At 73.1% G+C, this 21,756-nt stretch carries 18 protein-coding genes; 4 read left to right on the top strand and 14 right to left on the bottom strand.

Going from position 1 to position 21,756, the window contains the following annotated elements; translation table 11 throughout:
- Nucleotides 1–4: 4 nt before the first annotated feature.
- The 6 genes from IE263_RS28015 to IE263_RS28040 form a co-directional block, all read right to left on the bottom strand.
- Nucleotides 5–1,387 carry an alkaline phosphatase family protein gene (locus IE263_RS28015; RefSeq protein ID WP_189940594.1) on the bottom strand — a complete coding sequence of 461 codons (1,383 nt, stop codon included), beginning with the start codon at nucleotides 1,385–1,387 and terminating at the stop codon, nucleotides 5–7.
- The gene (gene eboE, locus IE263_RS28020; protein WP_189940595.1) at nucleotides 1,384–2,652 is read right to left on the bottom strand and encodes a metabolite traffic protein EboE; all 1,269 of its coding nucleotides are present in this window, start codon (nucleotides 2,650–2,652) and stop codon (nucleotides 1,384–1,386) included. Before eboE ends, IE263_RS28015 begins: the two co-directional genes overlap by 4 nt.
- A gap of 6 nt (nucleotides 2,653–2,658) precedes the next feature.
- Nucleotides 2,659–3,513, bottom strand: a complete 855-nt coding sequence (locus IE263_RS28025; RefSeq protein WP_189940673.1) for a TatD family hydrolase — start codon at nucleotides 3,511–3,513, stop codon at nucleotides 2,659–2,661.
- The gene (locus tag IE263_RS28030; protein ID WP_189940596.1) at nucleotides 3,513–4,247 is read right to left on the bottom strand and encodes an EboA domain-containing protein; all 735 of its coding nucleotides are present in this window, start codon (nucleotides 4,245–4,247) and stop codon (nucleotides 3,513–3,515) included. Before IE263_RS28030 ends, IE263_RS28025 begins: the two co-directional genes overlap by 1 nt.
- A 121-nt stretch (nucleotides 4,248–4,368) precedes the next feature.
- Nucleotides 4,369–5,229: a sugar phosphate isomerase/epimerase family protein gene (locus IE263_RS28035; RefSeq protein ID WP_189940597.1), complete on the bottom strand. Its 861-nt coding sequence runs from the start codon at nucleotides 5,227–5,229 to the stop codon at nucleotides 4,369–4,371.
- On the bottom strand, nucleotides 5,226–6,125 hold the full coding sequence (locus tag IE263_RS28040; RefSeq protein WP_189940598.1) for an SCO3242 family prenyltransferase: 900 nt from the start codon (nucleotides 6,123–6,125) through the stop codon (nucleotides 5,226–5,228). The genes IE263_RS28035 and IE263_RS28040 overlap by 4 nt, the downstream gene beginning before the upstream one ends.
- A 248-nt stretch (nucleotides 6,126–6,373) precedes the next feature.
- On the opposite strand from IE263_RS28040, the gene IE263_RS28045 reads away from it, so the two are divergent.
- A complete protein-coding gene (locus IE263_RS28045; RefSeq protein WP_189940599.1) occupies nucleotides 6,374–7,282 on the top strand; it encodes a hypothetical protein in 909 nt (302 codons plus the stop codon).
- 312 nt (nucleotides 7,283–7,594) lie between these two features.
- On the top strand, nucleotides 7,595–9,898 hold the full coding sequence (gene fxlM, locus IE263_RS28050; protein ID WP_189940600.1) for a methyltransferase, FxLD system: 2,304 nt from the start codon (nucleotides 7,595–7,597) through the stop codon (nucleotides 9,896–9,898).
- 103 nt (nucleotides 9,899–10,001) lie between these two features.
- Here the strand turns inward: fxlM and IE263_RS28055 are convergent, their stop codons facing one another.
- Genes IE263_RS28055 through IE263_RS28085 form a run of 7 tightly spaced genes read right to left on the bottom strand, consistent with a single transcriptional unit; the run spans nucleotide 10,002 to nucleotide 18,610 of the window.
- Nucleotides 10,002–10,730 (bottom strand): alpha/beta fold hydrolase, encoded by a 729-nt coding sequence (locus IE263_RS28055; RefSeq protein WP_189940601.1) that lies wholly within the window; start codon nucleotides 10,728–10,730, stop codon nucleotides 10,002–10,004.
- Nucleotides 10,731–10,763: 33 nt separating this feature from the next.
- A complete protein-coding gene (locus IE263_RS28060) occupies nucleotides 10,764–11,459 on the bottom strand; it encodes a maleylpyruvate isomerase family mycothiol-dependent enzyme (RefSeq protein ID WP_189940602.1) in 696 nt (231 codons plus the stop codon).
- Nucleotides 11,456–12,289 carry a fumarylacetoacetate hydrolase family protein gene (locus IE263_RS28065; protein WP_189940603.1) on the bottom strand — a complete coding sequence of 278 codons (834 nt, stop codon included), beginning with the start codon at nucleotides 12,287–12,289 and terminating at the stop codon, nucleotides 11,456–11,458. The genes IE263_RS28060 and IE263_RS28065 overlap by 4 nt, the downstream gene beginning before the upstream one ends.
- The gene (locus IE263_RS28070) at nucleotides 12,286–13,389 is read right to left on the bottom strand and encodes a cupin domain-containing protein (protein WP_189940604.1); all 1,104 of its coding nucleotides are present in this window, start codon (nucleotides 13,387–13,389) and stop codon (nucleotides 12,286–12,288) included. Before IE263_RS28070 ends, IE263_RS28065 begins: the two co-directional genes overlap by 4 nt.
- Nucleotides 13,379–15,052: a (2,3-dihydroxybenzoyl)adenylate synthase gene (locus IE263_RS28075; RefSeq protein WP_189940605.1), complete on the bottom strand. Its 1,674-nt coding sequence runs from the start codon at nucleotides 15,050–15,052 to the stop codon at nucleotides 13,379–13,381. The genes IE263_RS28070 and IE263_RS28075 overlap by 11 nt, the downstream gene beginning before the upstream one ends.
- Nucleotides 15,045–17,108, bottom strand: coding sequence for an acetate--CoA ligase family protein (locus IE263_RS28080; RefSeq protein ID WP_189940606.1), 2,064 nt, complete (start codon nucleotides 17,106–17,108; stop codon nucleotides 15,045–15,047). The genes IE263_RS28075 and IE263_RS28080 overlap by 8 nt, the downstream gene beginning before the upstream one ends.
- Complete coding sequence (locus IE263_RS28085; protein ID WP_229911195.1) at nucleotides 17,105–18,610, bottom strand: FAD-dependent monooxygenase; 1,506 nt, start codon at nucleotides 18,608–18,610, stop codon at nucleotides 17,105–17,107. The genes IE263_RS28080 and IE263_RS28085 overlap by 4 nt, the downstream gene beginning before the upstream one ends.
- A 204-nt stretch (nucleotides 18,611–18,814) precedes the next feature.
- Here IE263_RS28085 and IE263_RS28090 point away from each other — a divergent pair, with 204 nt between their 5' ends.
- Nucleotides 18,815–19,630: a PaaX family transcriptional regulator gene (locus IE263_RS28090; RefSeq protein WP_189940608.1), complete on the top strand. Its 816-nt coding sequence runs from the start codon at nucleotides 18,815–18,817 to the stop codon at nucleotides 19,628–19,630.
- Nucleotides 19,631–19,640: 10 nt separating this feature from the next.
- On the opposite strand, the gene IE263_RS28095 is transcribed toward IE263_RS28090, so the two are convergent.
- Nucleotides 19,641–20,423 (bottom strand): IclR family transcriptional regulator, encoded by a 783-nt coding sequence (locus IE263_RS28095; RefSeq protein ID WP_189940609.1) that lies wholly within the window; start codon nucleotides 20,421–20,423, stop codon nucleotides 19,641–19,643.
- A gap of 336 nt (nucleotides 20,424–20,759) precedes the next feature.
- On the opposite strand from IE263_RS28095, the gene IE263_RS28100 reads away from it, so the two are divergent.
- Nucleotides 20,760–21,752 carry an amidohydrolase family protein gene (locus tag IE263_RS28100; RefSeq protein WP_189940610.1) on the top strand — a complete coding sequence of 331 codons (993 nt, stop codon included), beginning with the start codon at nucleotides 20,760–20,762 and terminating at the stop codon, nucleotides 21,750–21,752.
- The last annotated feature ends 4 nt before the right edge of the window (nucleotides 21,753–21,756 follow it).

Here is a 21,756-nt window from a genome sequence, read left to right on the forward strand (position 1 = left end):
CGGGTCAGGGGGTGGTGAGGCCGGCCAGGCCGAGGAGGAGGTCCTTGACCTCGGTGGCGTGGATCTCGTCGCGGGGCGCCGCGGGGAGGGGTCGCGAGCACAGCAGTACGGGGCTGTCCTGCGGGTCCTGGGGCAGTCGGCCGTGGCTGCCGCGCACCCCGGAGGGATCCAGGGGGACGGTCTGTATGCGATACCGCATGCCGAGCTTCTTGCGGGCCACCTGGGCCGCGGCGCGTGCCTTGATGCCGGGCACGGTGGGGTCGTAGAGGAGTTCGGCGGGGTCGTAGCCGGGCTTGCGGTGGATCTCGACCTGGCGGGCGAAGTCCGGGGCGCGGTCGTCGTCCAGCCAGTAGTAGTACGTGAACCAGGCGTCGGGTCCGGCGACGGCGACCAGCTCTCCGGAGCGCTCGTGCGCGAGTCCGTGCTCGGCCTTGCCCAGGTCGTCGAGGACCTGGTCGACGCCGTCCAGACCGGCGATCACCTCGCGGGTCCTGTCGATGTCCGCGGGGTCGCGGACGTAGACGTGGGCGATCTGGTGGTCGGCGACCGCGAAGGCGCGGGAGGTCCAGGGGTCGAGGTACTCCATGCCGTCCTGGGTGTGGACCTCAAGGAGTCCGGCCCGGCGCAGGGCGCGGTTGATGTCGACCGGGCGGGAGGCGGGGGCGATGCCGTACTCGCTGAGGACGACGACCGTGGCGCCCTCCCGTTCGAAGTGGTCCAGCAGCGGGCGCAGCGCCTGGTCGAGCCGGCGTGCCTCGCGGGCCGACTGCGGGGAGCCGGGGCCGGAGCGCTGGGGTTCGTAGTCCAGGTGCGGAATGTAGACGAGGGTGAGGTCGGGGCGGTGTTCGTCGAAGACCTGGCGGGCGGCGCCCAGGATCCACCGGGTGGCGGGCAGTCCCGCGTTCGGCCCCCAGTAGGTGAAGAGGGGGAACGGGCCCAGTCTGCCGGTGAGTTCGTCGTGCAGGGCGGGCGGCCGGGTGTAGCAGTCGGGTTCCTTGCGGCCGTCGGAGTAGTAGACCGGGCGCGGGGTGACCGTCCAGTCGACGTCGGCGCCCATGGCGTACCACCAGCAGATGTTCGCCACCTTGTAGTCCGGCTGGGCGCGGCGGGCGGTGTGCCACAGTTTCTCGCCGCCGACGAGGGCGTTGTGCTGCCGCCAGAGCAGGACCTCGCCCAGGTCGCGGAAGTACCAGCCGTTGCCGACGACGCCGTGCTCGGAGGGCAGGGCACCGGTCAGGAGGGTGGACTGCACGGAGCAGGTGACGGCGGGCAGGACGGTGCCGAGCCGGGCCTGGAAGCCGCGTGCGGCGAGGGCCGACACGGCGGGCATGTGGCGGAGCATGCGCGGGGTGAGGCCGACGATGTCGAGGACGACCAGTCTGGTCATGCGACGCCCTCCTTTCGGGGGTGGTCCTGCGGCCGGGGGTGGTCCTGCGGCCGGGGGTGGTCCTGCTGTCGAGGACGGTCGTGCCGTCGGTGCCGGGTCTTCGTCTCCGGTGTGAGGCCGAGCGCCTCGAACCGGTCGCGGGTCCAGGCCAGTTCGGCGGCGAGACCTGCGACGAGGCCCTCGCGGCCCTGCGGGCGGAGGTGTTCCGGCAGGACCGACCAGGTGTAGGTCTCGACCTCGACGTGATCGGTGAGGGCCTGGGGACCGCCGAGCAGCGCGTCGAGGGCGGCGGCCAGTTCCGGGGCGGTGGTGCGCAGGGGCGGTTCGGCGGCGGCGTGCAGGGGGGCGTGGAAGTGCACGCGCCAGGCGGAGTCGGGGGCGAGGGCGCCGGTCAGGGCGTCCGGGAGGTCGTCCACGCCGGTGACGGCGCCGCCGGGGGCCGTGCGGGTCTGGTGCAGGAAGCGCGGTTCGGCGAACCGGGCGAGCGCCGTCCGGGCCTCCGGGTCGGCGGGGTCGTCCGCCTGGAGGGCACAGGACGCCTGCACCTTGACGACGGGGACACCGGCGTCGGCGAGCCGGCGCAGGGCCTTGTCCGGTTCCTCGAACTGCACGGCGAGGTGGCAGGTGTCCAGGCAGACGCCCAGCCGTTCGGGGTGCAGTCCACCGAGTTCCCTCGCCGCCTGCACGGTGTTCTCGACGACGCACCCGGGCTCGGGCTCGAAGCCGACGCGGATCGTGCGGCCCGTCTCGCGCTCGATGTCGGCCAACCCCGCCGCAAGCTCGTCGAGGGCCCGGCGGGCGGTGTCCCGCGCGGCCGTCGGCCAGGGTGTGCGCCAGGCCAGGGGCAGGGTCGAGACGCTGCCGCGGCGTGCGTCGTCGGGGAGGAGTCCGGCGAGGACGCGGGCGCAGTCGAGGGTGTAGCGCAGGCGGGCGGGGTCGGTCCAGTCGGGCAGGTAGACGTCCTTCTTGACCACTTCGCGGTGGAATCCGCCGTAGGGGAAGGCGTTCAGGGTGACGGTCTCCAGGCCGCGCGCGGTGAGTTCGGCGCGCAGCCGGCGGACGCCGTCGGGCCGGGCGGAGAGTTCGGTGACGACGTCGCGGGCCAGCCACAGGCCGAGGCCGAGGAGGTCGGCGCCGAGGGCCGCGCGGACCGGCTCGGCGTATTCGGTGAGCTGGTCCACCACGCCGGTCATGTCCTCGGCCTGGTGGACGTTGCTGCAGTAGGCGAGGTGAACGGTCGTACCGTCCGCGTGTCGGAAGCGCACGCCGGGTCACTCCCCGCCGCGCTTGATGGAGTTCCCCTGGAACAGGGCGGTGTCGTCCGGCTTGATCTCGTCGAGGCCGAGGCGGCCGCTCTGCCCGTAGAAGTCCACCGGGTTGCGCCACATGACCTGGTCGACGGTGTCGTCGTCGAAGCCGGCGGCGAGCATCGCGTCGGCGGTTCTGCGGGTCTTCAGCGGGTCGCTGCGGCCCCAGTCGGCGGCGGAGTTGACGAGCATCCGCGCGGTGCCGTGCTCCTGGAGGACGCGCACCATGCGCTCCTCGCTCATCTTGGTGTCCGGGTAGATGGAGAAGCCCATCCAGCAGCCGCTGTCGGCGACCATGGCCACCGTGAGCTCGTTGAGGTGGTCGACGAGGACCCGCTCCGGCGGGATGCCGGACTCGCGCACCACGTCGAGGGTGCGACGGGTGCCGACGGCCTTGTCCCGGTGCGGGGTGTGGACGAGGACCGGCAGGTCGTGCTCGACGGCGAGGGCGAGCTGACGGGCGAGGGCCTCGTCCTCCTCGGGGGTCATGGAGTCGTATCCGATCTCCCCGACGGCGACCACCCCGTCCTTGGCGAGGTAGCGCGGCAGCACGTCCAGGACCTCGGCGCAGCGCGGGTCGTTGGCCTCCTTCGGGTTGAGGGCGACGGTGCAGCGGTGCTGGATGCCGAACTGCGCGGCGCGGAACGGCTCCCAGCCGAGCAGCGCGTCGAAGTAGTCGGTGAAGCTGCCCACGGAGGTGCGTGGCTGGCCCAGCCAGAAGGAGGGCTCCACCACCGCGCGGACGCCCGCCGCGTACATCGCCTCGTAGTCGTCGGTGGTGCGCGAGGTCATGTGGATGTGGGGATCGAAGATGCGCATCATGCTGCTCCTGCGGCGGTGGGGGTGGCGTCGTACGCGGCGAGGGCGCGGGCGGCCGCGGCCCGGCGCTCGGGCACGGCCGAGTCGGCTTCCGCGGGAAGCCCGGAGGCCTCCAGGGTGTCGGGGTGGACGCGGACGACCGGCCAGATGTCGTCCGGTACGTCGCGGCCGGCGGCGACCCGCTCATGGGCGAAATCGACCAGCATGCGGGCGAGTTCACGGTCCACGCGGTCCTCGAGCCCCGCGACGCGGTCGAGCGGGATGCCGCAGAAGACACACTTGAGGACGGCCTGCCGGTAGGCATCGGCGGCGAGGTGGCGGGCGGCGTACGGGCCGAGGGCGGCTTCGATCAGATCCGTGTCGTTGCCGCGCAGCGCCTCCCGCACGAGCGGCAGCCCCAGGGCCCCGAACGACGGGTCGGCGTCCTCCAGCGCGGCCAGCGCCCGCAGCACCGCCCGCTGCTCACCCGCGTCCCCGTACCGGTGCAGTGCGGTGACCTCCTCGGCGAGCGCGGCGCCCCGTAGCGGCAGGGCGATGAGCAGCCGGACGCGGGCGGCGTCGGCGACGGTCCAGCCGGCGGTGAGGTGCCCGCGGCCGCAGCGCCGGCCCACGGCCGGGAAGGCGGTGCGCACGGTCGCCGGGTCCCCGGCCGCGCGGGCGACGGCGTCGGAGAGCCACCGGTGCGCCTCGGGGGTCAGGGTCCGGTCCAGCAGAGACGATAGGGGTGAGTCCAAGACACGTACCTCCTGTTGCGGACGCGCACACCCCAAGGGGCGTGTGGCGGTGAGGGGTTGAGGTGTGTGACACCCGGCGGCGGTCGAGGTGGTGACACCACGGCGGCGGGCCGCCGCGGTCTCAGCAGGGCTCCGCGCCTCTGAGGAACTCCAGGGACCGGCGGGCGACTTCGGGTGCGTCCAGGGACGCGCCCTGGATCTCCACCGAGACCGGCCCCCGGTAGCCGGCCGCCTTCAGGGCGGCCAGGACCGGCGGGAAGTCGATCTCGCCCGCCCCGAACTCCAGATGCCGGTGCACGCCGCGCCGCATGTCCTCGATCTGCACGTTGCGCAGATGCGGTGCGGCCAGCCGGACGCAGTCCAGCAGCGGCCGGCTCTCGACGCAGTGGGCGTGGCCGATGTCGAGGGTGATGCCGAACAGGTCGGGGTCACCGAGCCGGTGCCGCAGCTCCAGGAATCTCTCCACCGTGTCGACGAACATGTACGGCTCGGGCTCGAAGGCCAGGGCGACGCCGTGCTCGTCGGCGAGGTCCAGCGCCTCCGCGCACCCGGCGGCGAGCCGTTTCCAGGCCTCCTCCTCGGTCACGTCCTCCGGCGCCGGGCCGCTGCACAGGTGGACGGCCGGGGCGCCCAGGTCCGCCGCGATGCGCAAGGCACGCGCCAGCAGGTCGACGCGCCGCTCGGCGCCGGGCTCGGACATGAGGGTGGGGAGGTGTTTGTGCCAGGGGTCCAGCAGGTACGGCGCTCCGGTCTCCACCATGACGGCGAGGCCCAACCGGTCGAGCTTTCCCGCCAGTCGGGCGACCCGGCGGGGCAGATCGGCGGCGTACGGGTCGAGGTGGCCGTGCTCGAGGGTGAGCCCCACCGAGTCGTACCCCAGGTCGGCGAGGACGGTGAGGACGTCGTCGAGCCGGTGATGGGCGAAGCCGTTGGTTCCGAAGCCGTACCGGAGCCGCGGTGCGGGCACGGGCGGCGCGGTCATGTCGGGGACACCTTCCGTGCGAGCCGCCGGGCCACGGGGTGCGCGGCGGCCAGCAGGCCGGCCAGGGCCGGTGCCCCGCCGCCCGCGGTGAGCGCCGCCTGCAGGGGCATCAGCGACATGATCCCGGTGCCGACGGCCCGGCGGACGTTCCCCGCGGACGGTTCCCGGGCTGCGCGCAGCTGCGCCGTGCCGTACGAGGCCAGGTAGACCGACGCCCCGGCGGCCGCGCCCACTCGGGCCGCCCGGTTCCCGGGTCTCAGACGGGGCAGGGCTCCCGCGGCCAGGGCGGTGGCCGCGCTGCCGGCCAGGGTGGCGGCGGGCACCGTGCGCGGTGCGCCGACCACTTCGTGCCGGCTCAGCGCGGTCACCGTGTAGGTGTGCGCGCCGACCAGCAGCGCGGTGGGCAGCGCGGCGGTCCGGTGCCCCGGCTGCGTGCCGGCCAGGACGTTGAGCGTCCGCGCCCCGGCCATGGCGGCGGGCCCGGCGGGGGTGTCCTTGAGGCGAAGGTCGTAGGCCCAGACCAGCCCGGCCAGCGGCAGCGCCACGCCGAGCGCCCGGCGGCCGCCGGACAGCGCGGCGAGACCGAGACCGGCCGCCGTCAGCGCGCAGGCCGTGGCCAGCGCGGTCCGGCGCGGGACCCGGCCGGAGGGTATGGGGCGCTGCGGACGCTCGACCGCGTCGACGGCGGCGTCCGCGTAGTCGTTGAGGGCCATGCCCGCCCAGTAGAGGGCGACGGACGACGCGATCGTGCCGGCCGTCCGGAGCCGGGGCCTTCCGTCACCGGCGACGGCGCCGGCGAGGATGTCACCGGGCACACTGAGCGCTGCGGGGAGGCGGACCAGCTCAGCGACATCGGCGAGGCGTGGGCTGTGGCCGGGACCTTGGGTGCCGTACATGATCAGACCGTAAGAGATGATGCTTCAAATTTCATACACTTCCTCGCGGTCGCATCTGTGAAGATCTCGTGCATGGTGCATGGTGCATGGTGCATGGTGCGTGGTGCCGGGTGGACGGTGTGCGGGTAGGCGGAAGGCGTTCAGGCGGGTGGTGATGTGGGACGCCACGCCCTCCATCAGCGTGGCGGCCACTCCCCTGTCGCGCGCCGCTGCCTCTCCAGCGGCATGCGCTGGACGACAGTGAGGGCGTGCATGTCGAGCAGGTCGTCGATGAGCTGTACGCGCTCCCACCGGCCGAGTTCACCGCGGCGAGAGACGCCCGTGTCGCCGAGGCACGCCGGGCGAAGGACACGGCCGCCGCGAGGACGATCGCCGGACTGCGCAGACCGACGCTCGCCGCTTGGGTGTCGAACCTGTTCGTCCGCGAGCGGCCGAAGGAAGTCGAGAAGCTCCTGGCCCTCGGTGAGACGCTGCGCGAGGCGCATCGGACACTGGACGCGGCCAGGCTGCGGGAGGCCGGCAGCCGACAGCACAAGGTGATCGACGCGCTGGCGCGGGAGGCCGCCGGGCTCGCGCGGCAGGCCGGGCATCCGGTGAGCGAGGCCGTCCGGCACGAGGTCGAGCAGATCTTCCACGCCGCCCTCGGCAGCCCCGACATCGCGGCGCAGTGGTCGGCGGGACGGCTGGAGAAGGCTCCCCAGGCCGCGGTCGGCTTCGACTCGATCACCCCCGACGTCCTGCCCGAGCGCCGGACGGCACCGGCCGGAGAGACACCCGCGGACCTCTCCGAAAAGCCGCCCTCGGAAAAGAGGCCGAGCGCGGCGGACAGGGAACGGCGTCAGCGGCTGAGGCGCGCCCGATCCGAGGCCGACGAGACCGCTGCGGAAGCCCGTCGTAGGGACGAGGAGCTCCGCACCGCCGAGGAGGCGCACCAGGCCGCCGTCGCCCGTGCGAGCGACGCCGACGAACGTGTCGCCCAGGTGGAGGAGCGCCTGCACCGGGCCCGGCAGGAACAGCGGGACGCCCGAGCCGCGGCGGGGGAAGCCGAGACCGCGGTGAAGGCAGCCGACCGGGCGGCGCGGGACGCCCGCCGCGCGGCCGACCGGGCAGCCCGCGCACTGTCGCGACTCCCCGATCCGTCGGACGGCTCGACGTGATCGCTCAGCACCGCCGAGGCTGCTGCGACCGCTGATCGGCAGGACGGCGCTCCGACGGCCCCGCACGCACGGATGACGGTCCGCAGGCGCCGTCCCGTACGGAACATGAGGCACAGCAGGCCGACGGCCACGAGGACCAACGGGATGGTCCAGCTCGGCACTCACCACTCCTCGAAGCGTCCCCGCGGGGTTCGTATCATCGCCTCTCCTGCCCGTAACGCGTCCCGGATCAGCCCAGTTGACCGGTCGCACGTCCACGGCACCTTCCGCTGACCGACCCACACCCCTACGACCAGGCAAGGAGCCTTCACGGTGGGATACACCACCCCCGACGAGTGGGACGCGCACTACGCGAGCGGGCTGAGCTTCCGCCCCCTCGGCGACGCCGAGCGCGAGCTGCTCGCCGTCCACGCCCCGGCCCCCGACGGCGGACTCGCTCTGGATGTCGGCTGCGGGCTGGGCGAACTCGCCCGCCATCTCGCCGAGACCGGCTGGGAGGTCGACGCCGTCGACCACGCCCCGGCCGCCCTCGCCCGGGCGGAGGCCCGGGACACCGGCGCCCGGGCGGTGACCTACCGCCGGTTCGACATCGAGCGGGACAGCCTCGACGACCTGCCGCACTCCGCCTACGACCTCATCACCTTCCGCCTCAGCTGGGCCTTCGTCCGCGACCGCGCCCGTGTGCTGAACCGGCTGCGCGAGCGGCTGCGCCCGGGCGGCGCCCTCTGCGTGATCACTCCCCTGGCCACGGCCGTACCGGACAGCAAGCGGGACATCGCGCTCGACGAGGACGAGATCGGCGTGCTGTGCGCGGGCTGGGCGGTCGCCGAACGTCATGACGCGGACGGCCTGGCCTTCGTCGTCCTGCGCGAACCCGTACCCGCCCAGGTCGAGTGCGCCGACAGGGGGCGCCCCTCCCCGCACGCCCTCACCGGCGCCGGCGTCGTGGTCACCGATGCCGCCGGGAGGGTCCTGCTGGGCTGGTCGGCGCGCGGGGTCTGGGAGTTGCCCGGCGGCAAGAACGACGCCGAGGAGGACTTCCTCGACGCGGCCGTGCGGGAGCTGGAGGAGGAGACCGGGCTGAAGGCCGACGCCGGCGACGCGCGGCTGCTGGCGCTGATGATGGACTCCGTCCACGGCATCCCCCGTATGACGGCCGCCGTCCGGGTCACCGCCCACACCGGCGACCCGGTCGTCACCGAGCCGCACCTGATCCACCGCTGGGAGTGGCACGAGCCCGCCGACCTGCCCGCCCTCACCCAGCCGCTGTTCACGCCGAGCGCGCACGTCATCGACACCGTCTGGCCCGGCCTCCTGACCGGCCTGCCGCCCGTCCACCGCTACCCGATCGCCCCCATCGAAGCACCCGAGCCCGCCCGACAGGCCGCGGAAGCAGGTCGGTTGCGGCACGCGATGGCCGACCGGCTGGTCGAGGACGGCCGGGCGGAGGCAGGCAGTGCGGTCGAGGAGGCCTTCCGGCGCGTCCCACGCCACCGCTTCCTGCCCGGGCTCGCCCTGGAGGACGCCTACGACACCGAGCAGGCGCCCGTCACCAGACGCGCCCCCGGCGGGGCGGCCACCAGCTCCGTCTCGGCACCCTGGCTCCAGGCCCTCATGCTCCGCGACGCCGCCCTCCGCCCCGGCGACACGGTGATCGAGATCGGCTCCGGCGGCTACAACGCCGCCCTGCTCCAGGAGATCGTCGGTCCGCACGGCACCGTGCTCAGTGTCGACATCGACCCCTGCGTCACCGACCGCGCCCGCCGCCTCCTCGCCGACACCGGCTACCACCGCGTCGGTGTGCACCTCGGCGACGGCGAACACGCCCCGGCCCGGCTCACGGCACCCGGGAGCGTCGACGCCGTCCTCGTCACCGTCGAAGCCCGCGACATCCCGCCCGCCTGGATCGGCCGGCTCACCGAAGGCGGGCGGCTCGTCGTACCGCTGCGCATCCACGGCTACACCTGGTCCATCCCCTTCACCAAGCGGGACGGTGTGCTGGTCGCGGACGCCTACACCGTGTGCGGGTTCGTCCCCCTCCAGGGCCCGGGCCACCGCCCGGACGTCACGACCCGGCTGCGGGGCGGCGAGATCACCGTGCGCTTCGCCGACGGCACCCCCGCCGACACCAGCCGCCTCGACGCCGCCCTCGACCTGCCCCGGGTCGAACGGTGGACCGGGGTCACCATCGCCGGGAACACGCCCTTCGACATGCTCCTGCTCTGGCTGGCGACCCACCTGGGCCACGGGTTCGCCCGCGTCGCCGTCGATCCCGAGCTCGACACCGGCGTCCTCACCCGCTCCGGCGGCTGGGACGCCGCGGCCCTCGTCCGTGACGACTCCCTCGCCCACCTCCTGACCCGCAGGCTCCCCGCCGACGCCTCCCCCGCCGGCCTCTGGGAGTTCGGCGTCCACGCCCACGGGCCACATGCCGACGCACTCGCCGAGACCATGGCCGGCCTCGTCGTCGCCTGGGACCGCGGGGCACGCGACAGCCCCGGGCCCCGGCTGACCGTGCACCCCAGGGGAACCGCCGGCCATGGAGAGACCGAGGGGCACGTGCTCGACAAGCCGCACAGCCGCCTCGTCTTCACCTGGGACGTCGAGACGCCGTGACCTGAGAGCTGTCCCCTGACGGCGGCCTCTTCCAGAAGCACGAGAAGGGCGCCCGGCCCCGGGTGGTCACGGTCCGGTGCCCTTCTCGTGGGGATGACGCCGGCTACTGCGCGCAGGCGCGCAGGAACGCGTCGGCCAGTTCGGCGGGGCGGGTGAAGAGGGCCTCGTGGCTGCCGGGTGTCTCGATCATCAGCGGGTTCTTCAGGCGCTGGGGGAAGCGCTCGGCCCAGTGCCACTCGCCGGGGAGGGAGAGGTCCTCCTCGGACAGGACGTACGCGGTCGGGATGTCCATCGCGTAGAACGCGCTCGTGTCCGGCTTCTCCGTGAAAGTGCCGAGTGGCTGCGGCACGAGAAGGGAGTGGACGATCCGCTGTGTCTCCTCGTCGGCGTCCTGCATGAACGCCTGCTGGAACACCTCGAACGGGAAGGTCACTCCGTTGTTGCCGGAAGCGGCCGCCACGGCGCGGAACATCTCGCCGTAGTGCGGCGGGCACGCGTCGATCAGCGACTCGCCGTCGTTGGGCACGAACGCGCTCCAGAAGACCAGCCGACGCAGCCGGGAGGCCAGCCGGGGCGCCGCGCCCACCAGCACGTAGCCGCCCCAGCTGTGGCCGACCAGCGTGATGTCCGTCAGACCGGCGCGTTCGACGTACTCCACGAGGCTGTTCACACAGTCGGTCAGGGTCACGTCGCGCGGGTCGTCGTCCTCGCCCAGTCCGGCCAGCGTGGGGGTGTGCACCTCGTGCCCGGCGGCCCGCAGCTCGTTCGCGACGGAGCGCCAGGCCCATCCTCCGTGGCAAGCGCCGGTCACCAGGACGAAGGTCTCGCTCATGCCGATCTCCTTTGATCGTTGACAACCACTCGGTCACATCCAGCGAGGGAGCTTCGGCAGCTCGCCGCGCAGTTCTTCGGTGCTGCCCCGGCCGGTGAGCCAGGCGGCGAGGGCGTGCGGCGGTCCGGAGACCGTGCCGGCGCTCGGGGAGGGCGTTCCGAGTACGACGGTGCCGTGGCCCTCCGCCGTCAGCTCGGCCCCGATGTCGGGCGCCACGCGGGCCGACATCCACCCGGCCACATCGCGTACGAGGGCCCAGGCGAGGTCGGGCGGCAGCGCGTCCATGCCGACGCCCACCCTCAGGTCGACCAGGTGGATCCACACCTCGCGGGCCCGTAGCCACAGCACTTCGGACGCCGGGATCTCGCGGCCCTGCCCGCTGGTGACCGTGGCCGACCAGGCGTCGTCCGTCAGCGCCTCGGCCGCCTCGGCGAACCGGGCGGCGGACTCCCGTACGTCCGTCCGCTGTTCGTCGAGCGGTCGGCCGGCGCCCGCCTCGATGTCCGTGGCGCGCTGGTCCGGCGAGGTGTACATCGGGGTCGGGATACCCGTCCGGGCCCAGGTCAGGAGGTTGACCAGGGCGTCCGCGTTGCGCGCGAGGTGGGTGAGCAGGTGGCCGCGGGTCCAGCCGGGCAGGGCGGACGGTTCGGCCACCGCCGTCGGGGGCAGCGCGTCGATCGCCTGTTGCAGTCGGCGCTGCCCGTCCTCGACCCAGCCGAGGACCGTCACGGCTTGTCCTCGACGATGGTGTTCACGCACTCCCCCACACCCTCGATCACGGTCCGCACGACCTGCCCGGGCTTCAGGAACACCTTCGGGTCACGGGCCGCGCCGACCCCGCCGGGCGTACCGGTGAGGACGAGGTCGCCCGGCTCCAGCGTCGTGAACGTGCTGAGATACGCGGCGATGTGCGCCGGGGTGAAGAGCAGGTCGGAGGTGCGGGAGCGCTGCATGACCTCGCCGTCCACCTCGCAGCGGATCTCCAGATCGGCCGCGTCGTCGATCTCGTCGCCGGTCACCAGCCAGGGCCCGGCCGGGGTGCTGGCCTCCCATGCCTTGCCCTGCAGCCACTGCGGGGTACGCCACTGCCAGTCCCGCATGGAGATGTCGTTGACGACGGTGTAGCCCGCGATCGAGGCGGCCGCCTCCTCCTCGGTGGCCCGGCGGCGCAGCGGCGCGCCGATGACGAAGCCGAGTTCGGCCTCCCAGTCCAGCTCCTGTGTCTCCCCCGGGTGGACGATGTCGTCGCGGGCGCCGAGCAGCACGTTGGCGAACTTGGCGAAGAGGGCGGGGTACGACGGCATCTCGCGGCCCATCTCCGCGATGTGGGTGCGGTAGTTGTGGCCCACGCAGAAGATCTTGGCCGGTGTCGTGACGACGGGGGCGAGGTCGAGGGCCGCCGTGTCGTGTGCCGGGCCGTCCGCGGCGGCCGCGTACGTGCGCCAGTCGGGTCGGCGCAGCAGGGCGGCGACATCGGGGGCACCGGTCTCCACGGCCCGGTCGCCGTCGAGGCGGACGGCCGCCGTGCCGTCGGCGGTGCGGATGGTGGCGAGCTTCATGAGGCGCTGCTCCCGGTCGTTTCGGTGCGGGCGAGGTGGAGCGCCTCGTAGAGAGGCGCGTCGTTGAACGTGAACAGGTCGAGCTGGGTGTCGGCGGCGATCGTCAGGGCGCACCAGGAGGGGACGGCGATCAGGTCGCCGTCGCTCACCTCGACCATCCGGTCGTCGAGGGTGACGGTGCCGCTGCCGCGGAACACCTGCCAGACGGAGGAGCCGACGGTGCGGCGGGGGGCGGTGGTGGTGCCCGGGCGCAGGCGGTGCATCTCGGTGCGCAGGCTGGCGAGGGCGTCGCGGCCGGTGGCGGGGTTGGTGAAGCGGATGCCGGCGTGGCCGGGCTCGATGACACCCGCGTACCCCTCGGTCTCCAGCTGCAGCTGGGCGGTGAGGGCGTCGTCGGTGTCGGCCCAACGGTAGGCCATCAGCGGGGAGTTGGGGGTCTGCGGGGCTGCGATCGGGCGCAGGCCGGGGTGGCCCCACAGCCGTTCGTTGCGTGACCGGGACGGGGTCGACCGGTCCGACACGCCGTCCTCGCCGAACTCGAAGAACCCCGCGTCGAGGCGGTGGACGAGGGGAATGTCGAGGCCGTCCAGCCAGACCATGGGCGCGTCCCCGACGTGATGGTGGCCGTGCCAGTGCATCGACGGGGTGAGCAGCAGATCGCCGGGGCGCATCTCGACCGCGTCGCCGTTGACGACCGTCCAGACGCCCTCGCCCTCCAGGATGAACCGGAACGCGCCCTGGGAGTGGCGGTGCGCGGGGGCGACCTCGCGCGGGCCGAGGTACTGAACGGCCGCCCACAGGTTGGGGGTCGCGTAGGGCCGCCCCGGCAGGCCCGGGTTGGCGAGCGCGATCGCCCGGCGTTCACCGCCGCGTCCGACCGGCACCAGGTCGCCGGCCCGGCGGGCGAGCGGCAGGAGGGTGTCCCACTGCCAGACGTGCGGGACGGCCTCGGGCTGCGGGGTGAGCGGCATGAGGTTGCCGATCTCGGTCCACAGGGGGATGAGTCCCGCTGTCGCGAAGCCGTCGTAGAGCTTCCGGAGTTCGGGGTCCGTCTCCTCCGGGGCTATGACCGGCACGGTGGCGTCGGTGTCATTGGTCATCGGGGGTTCCTTCGGCGTCGAGGCGGCGCGCGATGTCGGCGCGCAGGGCCTTCTTGTCGATCTTTCCGACCTTGGTGGTGGCGAGTTCGGGGACGGTCACCAGCCGCTCGGGGAACTTGAAGCGGGCCACACCCGCGCGCGCCATGACGTGGTGGACGTCGTCGAGGGTCACCGTGTGGCCGGGTTCCGGTACGACGTAGAGGCAGACGCGCTCGCCGAGTCGGGCGTCGGGCATCGCGACGGCGGCGGCACGGGCGACGCCGGGGGTCTGGTAGGCGAAGTTCTCGATCTCCTCCGCGGAGATGTTCTCCCCGCCCCGGATGATCATGTCCTTGTCGCGGCCCTCGACGACGAGGTTGCCGTCCGGCCGCAGCCGCACGATGTCGCCGGTGCGGTACCAGCCGTCCTCGGTGAAGGCGCGGGCGTTCTGCTCCGCGGCGCGGTAGTAGCCGCGCGGGGTGTACGGGCCGCGGGTGAGCAGCACGCCGGGTGTCCCCTCGGGGACCGGGTTGCCCAGCTCGTCCACGACGAGCAGTTCGTCGTCCTCGCACATGGGGCGGCCCTGCGTCGTGCAGATGACGTCCTCGGGGTCGTCCGGGCGGGTGTAGTTGAGCAGCCCCTCGGCCATGCCGAACACCTGTTGGAGGGTGCAGCCCAGTTCGGGGCGTACCCGGCGGGCGACATGGTCGGCGAGCCGGGAGCCGCCGACCTGGAGGAGGCGCAGCGAGCTCAGGTCGGCGCCGGGGTGTTCCCGGTGGTGGTCGAGCCAGCGCTGGGCGACGGCCGGGACGAGGGCGGTCGCGGTGACGCCCTCGCGTTCGACGAGCGGGAACGCCTTCTCCGGGTTGGGGGAACCGAGGACGACACGGCCGCCGTGGAGCAGGGTGCCGAGCAGGCCCGGGCAGGCGAGCGGGAAGTTGTGTCCGAGGGGCAGGGCGGCGAAGTAGACCGTGTCGGGGCCGATTTCGCAGACCTCGGCGCTGCGGCGGGCGTTGTAGAGGTAGTCGTCGTGGGTGCGGGCGATGAATTTGGGCAGTCCGGTGGTGCCGCCGGAGAGCAGGAAGACGGCGATCGAGCGGCTGTCGGGCCGGTGGGCGTCCATGGCGGCGCGGGCACCCTGTGTGTCGGGGGCCCCGCACAACTCCCGCAGGTCCACGGCATCGTCGCCGACCTTGTCGCCGAGGACCAGGACATGACGCAGCGTCGACGAGGCTTCGGCGATCTCGAATGCCATCGTCTGGTGGTCGTGGTCCTTCAGGAAGTCCGGCACCGCGATGGCCACGGCCTCGCTGTGGTCGACGAGATGACCGATCTCGTGTCTGCGGTGCCCGGGCAGCGCCATGACCGGGACGACTCCGAGGCGCAGGCACGCGTAGGTGAGAATCACGAACTCGACGGTGTTGGGCAGTTGCACCACGAGCCGGTCGTCCGGGCGCAGGCCGAGCGCGGCCAGGCGCAGGGCCGTGGCGTCCGCGTGCTCGGCGAGCTGCCGGTACGTCAGCCGGCGGTCGCCGTCGACGACCGCGGTCGCGTCGGGCGTCGCGTCGGCGGTGGCGTGGAGCCGGTCGCCGAGGGCGTGGCCCTCCCAGTAGCCCTTCGCGGTGTAGAGCTCCGCGTACTCCGCGGGCCAGGGCACAGCACCGTCGCTGCTCGGCCTAGGCATGGTCGTTCTCCTCAGCAGGTGGAGCGGTATGCACGATCACGGCGTCCAGTGCGATCAGTCCGTCGGCGGTGAGCCGCAGCGGGTTGATCTCGATCTCGGCGGTGTCCGGGCTCGCGGCCAGGGCGGCGGCGAGCGAGGCGACGACCCGTCCGAACTCGGCGCGGTCGAGCACCGGTCCGCCGCGCCAGCCGTCGAGCAGGGCACGGGCGGCCAGGTCGTCGGGCATCGAGGCGGCGTCGGCCGCGGAGAGCGGGGCGAGCCGGATCGCCACATCGGCGAGCGCCTCGGCCGCGGTACCGCCGAGACCCGCCAGCACGACCGGCCCGAACACCGGGTCCCGCCGCACCCCGAGCACGAGGTCGCCGCCGGCCGGGGCCATCGCCTCCACCAGGCACCGGCGGCCGGGGCCGATGGCGTCCAGCGCCGCGTCGAGTTCCTCGGGGGTGCGCACGCCCAGGTGGACTCCGCCGACCTCCGTCTTGTGGAGGATCGCCGCGTCGAGCACCTTGACGGCGACGGGCCCGCCCAGCAGGCGCAGGGCGTAGTGGGCGTCGGCGCGGGAGTCGCAGGCGACGCGGTCGGGGGTGCGGATGCCGAGCCCCGCGAGGAACGTCTTGGCGGCGTCCTCGTCCAGGGGGCCGGGGGGCACCGGGGCAACGGCCTGCTCCGGAGCAGGCCCGTCCCCCCGCAGTGCCCTCTGCCGGGCATGCGTGACCAGGGCCCGTACGGCGTTGGCGGCGGAAGCCGGTCCGGTGAGCGCCGGAATCCCCGCCTTGTGCAGCCGTGCCCGCTGCTCGGCGACGTCCTCGGGAAGGCCGCCGACGACCACCACGGCCGGGGAGTCCGCACCGAGGCCCGCGTCCTGGGCGGCCGAGGCGAGGTCGACGCTGTCGGGCTCGGTCAGGGCGTAGACGGCGAGCAGGTCCACCGCCGGGTCCGCGGCCGTCGTGGCGAGCACGCGGGCGAAGGTCTCGCCGGGCCGGCCGGTGTCGACCGGGTTGCGCTGGTAGGTGAGCGGGGGCAGCAGCTCGCTGAGCGCGCCCTGGGTGGTCGCGGCCAGCTCCGGCATCCGGATGCCGTCGGTGCCCGCGCGGTCCGCGAGCAGCAGCCCCGGCCCGGCCTGGGCGGTCACGATGCCGAGCCCCGGGTCCGGGTCGGGCCGCAGCTGGACGCGGGAGAGCGCGGTGAGCGCGTCCACCAGCTCCCGTTCGTCGTCGACGACCACTGCCCCGGCCTGGCGCAGCGCGGCCCGCGTCGTCCGCCAGGAGGTGGCGAGCGCGCCGGTGTGCGACCGGGCGAAGTCACCGACATCGCTGCGGCCGACGACCAGGGCCACGACCGGCTTGACGGCAGCCACGCGGCGTACGGCCGCCACCAGCCGCGGCCCGTCCGGCACCGTCTCCAGATGCAGCGCGACGGCTGTCGTACGGCCGTCCTCCGCGAGGTGCTCCAGGACGTCCGCGGCGTCGACGTCGAGGCCCGCCCCGATGCCCACGCCGAGGCTGATGCCGTTCCCGGCGGCGACCAGGTCGAAGGAGAGCGCGTGGTTGACGCCGCCGCTGGCCGCGACCACGGCGATGTCACCGGCCGGAAGCTGTCCTGCCGCGGGGACGAAGCTGGCCGTCAGCCCGAGGTGGGGGGCGAAGAAGCCGGAGGTGTTGGGGCCGAGCAGCCGGACGCCGGTCTCCCGGGCGACGCGGCGCAGTTCCTCCGCGTGCTCCTCGCCCTCCGGGCCGGCCTCGCCGAAACCGCCGGCGCAGACCAGCGCTGCACGGCAGCCGGCGGCGGCCGCTTCGGCCAGGGCTTGTGCGCAGCCGGCCGCGGGGACGCAGAGTACGGCCAGATCGAGCCGTCCGTCGGTGTGCGCGGCCGCTTCGGCGACCGAGGCGTACACACCCTCGTCGGGTTCGGGGCGGCGGGCGTTGACCAGGGCGCGGGCGCCGGGGAAGGGGGCGAGTGAACGGGCCATGGCGGCGCCGAGCTTGCCGCTCTGCCGGGAGGCGCCGATCACCACCACGCCCTCGGGCGCGAACAGCGGGGTCAGGTGCGTGGTCATGCCCGCTCCCGTCCCACCAGGTCGGCGCGTCCGGACAGCAGCAGCGTCTCGGCGCGGTCGTCGTCCATGCCGTCCTCCACGATCAGTGCGGGCACGCCGTGCACCAGGCGGGCCTGTTCGGCGAGCAGCGAGCGGGTGAGCGGGGTTCCGTCCTGGACGGCGACCAGCGCGGGCGGGGTCGTGCCGTTCACGGCGCGGGCCAACTGCTCGAATATCTCGGTGAGTTGAGCTTCCGTGTCCGGTGCGGTGAGCCACAGGCACCCCGACTCCGGGCCGCTCAGGTCCTCGGGTGACACCCACCGGCCGCCGAACTCCCGCTCACCCGCCCGCAAGGGCGTGTCCAGGGGGTCGCGCCCGCCGTGCGTCGCCCGCCAGTCGCGCACGACCCGTTCGACGAACTCGGGGTCGCGGCGCGCGATGCGTTCCTTGCCGATGCTGCGGGAGATGAAGTGGAAGGCGAACTGCGTCGGCCGGAACGCGTCGTGGTACCGCCCGAAGTGCTCCCACCAGGACAGGCTGGGCCGGGCGGAGGCCTGGATCTTCTCGACCGAGGGCCGCCGGGCCGCCTCGTACGCCTCCAGGGCGCTCGGCAGGTCGTCGCGGTGGGCGAGGAGGCTGTCGGCGAGGGCGATGGCGTCCTCCATGGCCATCTTCGTTCCGGAGCCGACGGAGAAGTGCGCGGTGTGCGCGGCGTCGCCGAGCAGGACGAGGTTGCCGCTGTGCCAGCGGTGGGTGCGCCGGGTGCGGAAGTTGCCCCAGCGCGAGTTGTTGACCAGGAGTTCGTGTCCGTCGATCTGTTCGGCGAAGAGTTTCTCCAGGTAGTGCCTGGTCTTCTCGTCGCTGGGGCCGGGCGGCTGCGCGGTGTCGAAGTCGTCGAGCCCCGCCCGCCGCCAGGACTCCTCGTCGGTCTCCACGATGAAGGTGCTGACGCTGTCGCTGATCGGGTAGCCGTGCACCGCGAAGGTGCCGTGCGGGGCGTGCTCGTGGACGAAGGTCAGGCCGTCGAAAAGGTAGTTCGTACCGAACCAGATGAACTTCGCGGTCGCGACCTCCACCTCCGGCACGAGAATGTCGGCGAGACGGTCACGGAAGCGGGAGTTCGCCCCGTCGGCGGCCACGATCAGGTCGTAGTCGGCCAGCTGCTCGGGATCCGCGGGGACCTCGTGGCTGAACCGGAGCTCGACGCCGACCTCCGCGGCCCGCCGGTGCAGCAGGTGGAGCAGGGTCCTGCGGGTGATGGCCGCCATGCCGTTGCCCCCGCAGCGGATCCGCTGTCCCTTCAGCCGCACCTCGATGTCGTCCCAGTGCCGGCCGTGCTCCGCGAGCGCGGTGCGCAGCACGGGATCCGCCTGGTGGATGGCGGCCAGGGTCGCGTCGGAGAACACCACGCCGAAGCCGAAGGTGTCCTCCGGGCGGTTCCGCTCGAAGACCGTCACCTCGACCGACGGATCGGCCTGCTTGATGAGCGTCGCGAAGAACAGCCCGCCGGGGCCGCCTCCCACGCAAGCGATCCGAGAAACCATGGCTCCTGCCTCCACATCGAGTACAGGCCCAGACTCAGGCCCGGACGCATCTTGTGTCAATGGATACACGGACGTCAATAATTTGTTTCGCTTTCCTGCGATCGTTTCTCGGGCCCTGGCACGGGCTTATGACCTTCGGTGGCTCATCTTCACGACGGCCGTCCGTGTGACATAGTCGGTTCCGTGAAGCCTCGATCGATCGTCTTCGACCTGTTCGGCGACTACGTCCGCTACCGCGGCGGTGCCGCCCGGCTGCGCACCCTCAGCACCCTGATGGGCTGCTTCGGTGTCGGTGAGAGCACCGTGCGCGTGGTTCTCGCGCGCCTGCGCAAGGAGGGCTGGTTCGACGTCCGGCGCGAGGGCAGGGAGACTCTCTACGCGCTCAACAAGCGCAGCCTCCAGCTCCTCGACGAGGGCCGCTCACGCATCTTCGACCGGGCGCCGTCCGACTGGGACCGGCACTGGTACATGGTCATCTACTCGGTCCCCGAGACCGAGCGCGGCGTCCGCGACCGCATCCGCAAGGAACTGGCCTGGCTGGGCTTCGGCCCGCTGGCCCCGTCCACCTATGTCTCCCCGCACGACCGGCTCCAGCAGGTCCGGGAGAAGTTCGCGGACGAGCCGGCCGTACGTCTGGACACCCTGCGCTGCCAGTCCGGCGGGCTGCCCGTCGACCGCGAGATGGCGGCGCGCAGCTGGGATCTCGCCGCCCTCAACGAGGACTACCGGGAGCTGCTGCGCACCTACCTCGGCCGGATGCCGTCGTACCGCGCCGGGCACCTCAGCCCCGAGGAGGCGCTGGTCGAGCGCATGCGGCTGACGTACGACTACCGCAAGTTCCCCTTCCGCGACCCCGATCTGCCGACCGAGCTCCTCCCGGCGGGCTGGGTGGGCCACGAGGCGCACGAGATGTTCCTGGAGGCCCACGACCTCCTCGGCCCGTCGGCCGAGTCCTACTACGACGAGGTGGCCGGGACCCGCCCCGCCCCTCAGGAGTAGCGGTCCTGCCCTACGACAGGTGCCCCAGCTCGTGCGAGGCCGCGGCCACCGTGCTGCGCAGCTCACGGGTGACCTCGGCGAGGTGGTCCGGTGTGCCGAGGCTCTCCGGCAGGACGACGGACACGGCGAGCGGCAGCGGGTCGCCGGCCGCGAAGACGGGGGCGGCGACGGAGATGATGCCCGGGATGACACCGCCGTGCGTCACGACATGGCCCTGCTCGCGGACCTGAGCCCGCAGGGCCGCGAGGCGCTCGTCGCTCCACTCCGCCTCCCTGCCGCGGAGCTCGGAGCCCAGGACCTCGTCGGTGAGACTCTCGGGCAGGTGGGCCAGGAAGACCCGGCCCACGGACGAGGTGAGCAGGGGAAGCGTGGCGCCGACCCGCACCGTCAGGGGCAGCGGCCGGGTGCCGTACGCCCAGCTCACCACGATCGGTCCACGGTCCCCCCAGACGGCGAGGTTCACGGAGTGGCCCGTGCGGTCCCTCAGCTGCGCCGCGTGGCCGCTCGCCACCGCCACCTCGTTGGTGCGGCGCAGCGACTCGGCGCCCAGGCGGCGCATCGCGGCCCCGAAGTCGTAGAGGCCCGACGCGGGATCCTGTGAGGTCAGGCCGATGCGGCCGAGGCTGACGAGGTAGCGGTGCACCTTGCTGGGCTGCATCCCGCTCGCCTGCGCGATCGCCGACAGACTCAGCGCGCCGCCGCCGCTCTCCAGCGCCAGCAGGACCCGCATCGCCGTCTCGACGGACTGGATCCCCTGACGCTCCCCGTTCTCCCGGGGGTCGGTCGTGGTCACGGCGCGGTCCTCTTCCCTGCCGGCGAATGAACGCGTTCAGCCTATCGGCGCGGCGAGTCCGAACCGGTCCGCAAACCGATCTGACATTCACTATTGCGGAACGCGTTACGTTCTGGTGAACTGCGGGAGCGGTGGCACTCGCCTCCGCCCAGCTGCCCCCCGCCGCACCGGCGGGCCGTTCCGCAGCCGCCCCGAGCAACTGTCCTTCGGCGCACACACCCGCGCATCTCATCCGCTCCGGCACGCCCACCGAGCCGGGCACCGCTCCCCGACTGCACCCGAGACCTCGATCGCGGACGAGATCCGCGGTCGAGATCACCCGAGGAGAACTCCGCAATGAAGCTGATCGGCCTCGAAGAGCACTTCGTGACCCCGGACCTGGTCGGCCACGGCGCCTCGACCGCGTCCATCGCCGAGCCCCGAGCGTGGGCCGAGGCCTCCCGCCGCCTCCTCGACCTCACCGGGGAACGCCTCGCCGACATGGACGCCGCCGGCCTGGACATGCAGGTGCTGTCGCTGAACTCCCCCGGCATCCAGGCGGAGAAGGACCCGGAGGCCGCCGTACGTCAGGCGGCCACGGTCAACGACTTCCTCGCCGGCGTCATCGCCGAGCACCCCGACCGTTTCTCGGGGTTCGGCGCCCTCCCCCTGCAGGACCCGAAGGCCGCCGCCGACGAGCTGGAGCGGGCGGTCACCCAGCTCGGCCTGCGTGGCGCCCTCGTCAACGCGCACACCCACGGCAGGTACCTCGACGACCCCGAGCTGCGCGTCGTCTGGGAGCGCGCCGAGCACCTCGACGTACCGCTCTATCTGCACCCGGCCAACGGCGTCGACACCGCGCATGTGTTCTCGGGCCACCCGGAACTCGTCGGACCGATGTGGAGCTGGGGTGTCGACACGGCCACCCACGTCCTGCGGCTGATCTTCGGCGGCGTCTTCGACGACTTCCCGAACGCCAAGCTGCTGCTCGGCCACATGGGAGAGGGCCTCCCCTTCGTGATGTGGCGCATGGACTCGCGCTGGGAGTTCCACGCGCACCACGGCATCGAGCTGAAGCGCGGGCGCCCCTCGGAGTACATCCGGCACAACCTCTACATCACGACCAGCGGCGTCTGCTCCCCCGCCCCGCTGCTCACCGCCCTGCTCTCGATGGGCGCCGACCACATCCTCTTCGGCACCGACTACCCCTTCGAGGACATCGAGACGGCCACGACGTTCCTGCGCGACGCGCCGATCAGCGACGCCGACCGGCTCAAGATCGGCCACCGCAACGCCGAGAAGCTGCTCGGGCTCGCTCCCACCCCCGCACCCGCGTACGCCGGTGTCTGAGCGG

The sequence above is a fragment of the Streptomyces aurantiogriseus genome (assembly GCF_014649375.1).
Taxonomy (GTDB): Bacteria; Actinomycetota; Actinomycetes; order Streptomycetales; family Streptomycetaceae; genus Streptomyces; species Streptomyces aurantiogriseus.

What these genes read in the sequence shown, in the direction of transcription:
- IE263_RS28015 (WP_189940594.1), bottom strand. Translation starts at nt 1,387, where the DNA reads ATGACCAGACTGGTCGTCCTCGACATCGTCGGCCTCACCCCGCGCATG.
- IE263_RS28025 (WP_189940673.1), bottom strand. Translation starts at nt 3,513, where the DNA reads ATGCGCATCTTCGATCCCCACATCCACATGACCTCGCGCACCACCGAC.
- IE263_RS28035 (WP_189940597.1), bottom strand. Translation starts at nt 5,229, where the DNA reads ATGACCGCGCCGCCCGTGCCCGCACCGCGGCTCCGGTACGGCTTCGGA.
- IE263_RS28040 (WP_189940598.1), bottom strand. Translation starts at nt 6,125, where the DNA reads ATGTACGGCACCCAAGGTCCCGGCCACAGCCCACGCCTCGCCGATGTC.
- IE263_RS28055 (WP_189940601.1), bottom strand. Translation starts at nt 10,730, where the DNA reads ATGAGCGAGACCTTCGTCCTGGTGACCGGCGCTTGCCACGGAGGATGG.
- IE263_RS28065 (WP_189940603.1), bottom strand. Translation starts at nt 12,289, where the DNA reads ATGAAGCTCGCCACCATCCGCACCGCCGACGGCACGGCGGCCGTCCGC.
- IE263_RS28070 (WP_189940604.1), bottom strand. Translation starts at nt 13,389, where the DNA reads ATGACCAATGACACCGACGCCACCGTGCCGGTCATAGCCCCGGAGGAG.
- IE263_RS28075 (WP_189940605.1), bottom strand. Translation starts at nt 15,052, where the DNA reads ATGCCTAGGCCGAGCAGCGACGGTGCTGTGCCCTGGCCCGCGGAGTAC.
- IE263_RS28080 (WP_189940606.1), bottom strand. Translation starts at nt 17,108, where the DNA reads ATGACCACGCACCTGACCCCGCTGTTCGCGCCCGAGGGCGTGGTGGTG.
- IE263_RS28100 (WP_189940610.1), top strand. Translation starts at nt 20,760, where the DNA reads ATGAAGCTGATCGGCCTCGAAGAGCACTTCGTGACCCCGGACCTGGTC.